3 rRNA genes are annotated in these 5,484 nt (G+C 61.0%); all 3 read right to left on the reverse strand.

Annotated features, from left to right (window positions below):
* Positions 1-9: 9 nt before the first annotated feature.
* The 3 genes from rrf to ACI780_RS24365 all read right to left on the reverse strand — a co-directional run bounded on the left by rrf (position 10) and on the right by ACI780_RS24365 (position 5,481).
* Positions 10-126 (reverse strand): 5S ribosomal RNA (gene rrf, locus ACI780_RS24355).
* 129 nt (positions 127-255) lie between these two features.
* Positions 256-3,405, reverse strand: a 23S ribosomal RNA gene (locus ACI780_RS24360).
* A 553-nt stretch (positions 3,406-3,958) separates the two neighbouring features.
* Positions 3,959-5,481 (reverse strand): 16S ribosomal RNA (locus ACI780_RS24365).
* The 16S, 23S and 5S rRNA genes sit together here, the layout of an rRNA operon.
* Between the last annotated feature and the right edge of the window lie 3 nt (positions 5,482-5,484).

Consider the following 5,484-nt stretch of genomic DNA (forward strand, 5'->3'; position numbering starts at 1 on the left):
TGAATGGTTGTCCGGCGGTGTCCTACTCTCCCACCCCGTCTCCAGGGCAGTACCATCGGCGCTGAGAGGCTTAGCTTCCGGGTTCGGAATGGGACCGGGCGTTTCCCTCTCGCCATGACCGCCGTAACACTGTGAACGTGAACCCACGCCACACCCCAGGGGGCGGGTCGGGTGCGTTCAGAACCGCACAGTGGACGCTGTCGTTACACACACGCTTCTTCTCATCCCCGGCGCGGATGTGCGCGGGTTAGGGGTGTGGTCAAGCCCTCGGCCTGTTAGTACCGGTCAGCTCCACACCTCGCGGTGCTTCCACTTCCGGCCTATCAACCCGCTGGTCTGGGCGGGGGCCTTACCCCATTGACTGGGTGAGAGACCTCATCTCGAAGCGAGCTTCCCGCTTAGATGCTTTCAGCGGTTATCCCTGCCGAACGTAGCCAACCAGCAGTGCACCTGGCGGTACAACTGGCACACCAGAGGTTCGTCCGTCCCGGTCCTCTCGTACTAGGGACAGCTCTTCTCAAGTCTCTTACGCGCACGGCGGATAGGGACCGAACTGTCTCACGACGTTCTAAACCCAGCTCGCGTACCGCTTTAATGGGCGAACAGCCCAACCCTTGGGACCTACTCCAGCCCCAGGATGCGACGAGCCGACATCGAGGTGCCAAACCATCCCGTCGATATGGACTCTTGGGGAAGATCAGCCTGTTATCCCCGGGGTACCTTTTATCCGTTGAGCGACACCGCTTCCACATGCCGGTGCCGGGTCACTAGTCCCAGCTTTCGCTCCTGCTCGACCCGTCGGTCTCACAGTCAAGCTCCCTTGTGCACTTGCACTCGACACCTGATTGCCAACCAGGCTGAGGGAACCTTTGGGCGCCTCCGTTACCCTTTGGGAGGCAACCGCCCCAGTTAAACTACCCACCTGACACTGTTCCTGATCCGGATCACGGACCCAGGTTAGACATCCAATTCGACCAGAGTGGTATTTCAACGGCGACTCCACCGACACTGGCGTGCCGGCTTCCCAGTCTCCCACCTATCCTACACAAGCCGAACCGAACACCAATATCAAGCTGTAGTGAAGGTCCCGGGGTCTTTCCGTCCTGCCGCGCGTAACGAGCATCTTTACTCGTAGTGCAATTTCGCCGAGCCTGTGGTTGAGACAGCTGAGAAGTCGTTACGCCATTCGTGCAGGTCGGAACTTACCCGACAAGGAATTTCGCTACCTTAGGATGGTTATAGTTACCACCGCCGTTTACTGGCGCTTGAGTTCTGAGCTTCGCACACCACGAGGGCGCACTAACCCGTCCCCTTAACGTTCCAGCACCGGGCAGGCGTCAGTCCGTATACCTCGTCTTACGACTTCGCACGGACCTGTGTTTTTAGTAAACAGTCGCTTCTCACTGGTCTCTGCGACCCCCCTCCGCTGCACCGCGCGAGGCGGTTGACGGGCGAGGGTCCCCCTTCTCCCGAAGTTACGGGGGCATTTTGCCGAGTTCCTTAACCACAGTTCGCTCGATCGCCTCGGTATTCTCTACCTGACCACCTGAGTTGGTTTGGGGTACGGGCCGCTCGGAACTCGCTAGAGGCTTTTCTCGGCAGCATAGGATCATCGAATTCGCCTCATTCGGCTATGCGTCAGGCCTCACCCTGTCTGCGCCACGGATTTGCCTATGGCGCGGGCCACACCCTTGCACCGGTTCTACCACTCACCGGCATCGACTACCTTCCTGCGTCACCCCATCGCTTGCCTACTACCAGTCCGGGTCCCCAGCTACTCCCACCCACACACCCGAAGGCGCGTGAGCGGTTTCGGTGGGTCAGCATCGCTGGATTCGGCATGGGCGCTCCTTCGCGGGTACGGGAATATCAACCCGTTGTCCATCGACTACGCCTGTCGGCCTCGCCTTAGGTCCCGACTCACCCTGGGCGGATTAGCCTGGCCCAGGAACCCTTGGTCTTCCGGCGGGGGAGGTTCTCACTCCCCTCTCGCTACTCATGCCTGCATTCTCACTCGCATGGCGTCCACGGCTGGCTTCCGCCGCCGCTTCACCCGCCACACGACGCTCCCCTACCCACCCACGCACCTGGCCGGCGATCCCGAAGGACCGACGGCGGGCTTGTCGCGTGAGTGCCACGGCTTCGGCGGTGTGCTTGAGCCCCGCTACATTGTCGGCGCGGAACCACTTGACCAGTGAGCTATTACGCACTCTTTCAAGGATGGCTGCTTCTAAGCCAACCTCCTGGTTGTCTCTGCGATCCCACATCCTTTTCCACTTAGCACACGCTTAGGGGCCTTAGCCGATGATCTGGGCTGTTTCCCTCTCGACTACGAACCTTATCGCCCGCAGTCTCACTGCCGCGCTCTCACTTACCGGCATTCGGAGTTTGGTTGACGTCAGTAACCTTGTGGGGCCCATCGGCCATCCAGTGCTCTACCTCCGGCAAGAAACACGCGACGCTGCACCTAAATGCATTTCGGGGAGAACCAGCTATCACCGGGTTTGATTGGCCTTTCACCCCTACCCACAGCTCATCCCCCAGGTTTTCAACCCTGGTGGGTTCGGTCCTCCACGCGGTCTTACCCGCGCTTCAACCTGGCCATGGGTAGATCACCCGGCTTCGGGTCTAGAGCACGCGACTCAGATCGCCCTGTTCGGACTCGCTTTCGCTACGGCTACCCCCCACGGGTTAACCTCGCCACGTACCGCTAACTCGCAGGCTCATTCTTCAAAAGGCACGCCATCACCCCGCACACCAAAAAGGTGCGCATTCTGAGCTCTGACGGCTTGTAGGCACACGGTTTCAGGTACTATTTCACTCCCCTCCCGGGGTACTTTTCACCTTTCCCTCACGGTACTCGTCCGCTATCGGTCACCAGGGAGTATTCAGGCTTAGCGGGTGGTCCCGCCGGATTCACACCGAATTTCACGGGCTCGGTGCTACTTGGGAACACGCCACAGGAGGACCGGTGTTTTCGTGTACGGGGCTCTCACCCTCTACGGCGACCCCTTCCAGAGGCCTTCCACTAACATCCGGTCTTTCTCACTCCTTCGCACGCCGGCAGACATGCGCGGGCGGTCCCACGACCCCGCTTCCACAACCCCTGCCGGGTATCACATGGAAACGGTTTAGCCTCATCCGCTTTCGCTCGCCACTACTCACGGAATCACGGTTGTTTTCTCTTCCTGTGGGTACTGAGATGTTTCACTTCCCCACGTTCCCTCCACACGCCCTATGTGTTCAGGCGCGGGTCACACCACATGACTGGTGCGGGGTTCCCCCATTCGGACACCCTCGGATCAACGCTCGGTTGGCAGCTCCCCGAGGCTTATCGCAGCCTCCCACGTCCTTCATCGGCTCCTGGTGCCCAGGCATCCACCGTGTGCCCTCAACATCTTGGCCACACCACTACCTACACACACTCGACACCCACACCTCCACCACCACACCGGCCGGCCACCCCCACAGGGGCACCACCGGAGCAAGCGAGGGACGTGCGGGTCCAGAGATCAAAAGATGCTCGCGTCCACTGTGCAGTTCTCAACGACCAACCAGCCACCCCCTGCAGCCGACCCCACCAGCCCGAGAACCGCACCCCACGGCGCGACATCCCAGCGGTATGAGATCCAGGAGGCCCTGGACCCCCGGGCGAACCCGGGGCGAGGTGAGCACCACCGGCACCGGCCATCACTGACCGGACCGGGCCCGCTCCCTCAGGACCCAACAGCGTGCCTACGACCACCCGCCCACCCCGGCCCCGTTCCCTGCGCCCCGCCCTCCGAGGAGGACACGACGCCGTACTAGAAGCCGGCAGCAGCCGGCGGCCGAACTGGTCAGCGTTCCACCCTCGAGCACTGTCTCGACCACGACGTGACCACCCGGTACTGGGCGGCCATCACGACCCGAGCACAGCTCTGGACCGACAGACCTCAGTCTGCCGGCCAGCGCTCCTTAGAAAGGAGGTGATCCAGCCGCACCTTCCGGTACGGCTACCTTGTTACGACTTCGTCCCAATCGCCGATCCCGCCTTCGACGGCTCCCTCCCACGAGGGGTTGGGCCACCGGCTTCGGGCGTTACCGACTTTCGTGACGTGACGGGCGGTGTGTACAAGGCCCGGGAACGTATTCACCGCAGCGTTGCTGATCTGCGATTACTAGCGACTCCAACTTCATGGGGTCGAGTTGCAGACCCCAATCCGAACTGAGACCGGCTTTTTGGGATTCGCTCCACCTCACGGTATCGCAGCCCTTTGTACCGGCCATTGTAGCATGTTTGCAGCCCTAGACATAAGGGGCATGATGATTTGACGTCATCCCCACCTTCCTCCGAGTTGACCCCGGCAGTCTCCCATGAGTCCCCACCATCACGTGCTGGCAACATGGAACGAGGGTTGCGCTCGTTGCGGGACTTAACCCAACATCTCACGACACGAGCTGACGACAACCATGCACCACCTGTGCACGACGCCAAAGGCACCCCGCATCTCTGCGAGATTTCCGTGCATGTCAAGCCTAGGTAAGGTTCTTCGCGTTGCATCGAATTAAGCAACATGCTCCGCCGCTTGTGCGGGCCCCCGTCAATTCCTTTGAGTTTTAGCCTTGCGGCCGTACTCCCCAGGCGGGGCGCTTAATGCGTTAGCTGCGGCACGGAGACCGTGGAATGGCCCCCACACCTAGCGCCCAACGTTTACGGCGTGGACTACCAGGGTATCTAATCCTGTTCGCTCCCCACGCTTTCGCTCCTCAGCGTCAGTATCGGCCCAGAGACCCGCCTTCGCCACCGGTGTTCCTCCTGATATCTGCGCATTTCACCGCTACACCAGGAATTCCAGTCTCCCCTGCCGAACTCCAGTCCGCCCGTATCGACTGCAGGCCCGGAGTTGAGCTCCGGGTTTTCACAGCCGACGCGACGAACCGCCTACGAGCTCTTTACGCCCAATAATTCCGGACAACGCTTGCACCCTACGTATTACCGCGGCTGCTGGCACGTAGTTGGCCGGTGCTTCTTCTGCAGGTACCGTCACTTGCGCTTCGTCCCTGCTGAAAGAGGTTTACAACCCGAAGGCCGTCATCCCCCACGCGGCGTCGCTGCGTCAGGCTTCCGCCCATTGCGCAATATTCCCCACTGCTGCCTCCCGTAGGAGTCTGGGCCGTGTCTCAGTCCCAGTGTGGCCGGTCACCCTCTCAGGCCGGCTACCCGTCGTCGCCTTGGTAGGCCACTACCCCACCAACAAGCTGATAGGCCGCGGGCCCATCCCCAGCCGGAAACCCTTTCCACCACCCCCCATGCGGGAAGCGGTGCACATCCGGTATTAGCCCCAATTTCTTGGAGTTATCCCAGAGCCGGGGGCAGGTTGCCCACGTGTTACTCACCCGTTCGCCACTAGAAACACCCCCGAAGGAGTGCCCTCGTTCGACTTGCATGTGTTAAGCACGCCGCCAGCGTTCGTCCTGAGCCAGGATCAAACTCTCCGTAGATGA

Source organism: Geodermatophilus sp. SYSU D00814, from assembly GCF_054050055.1.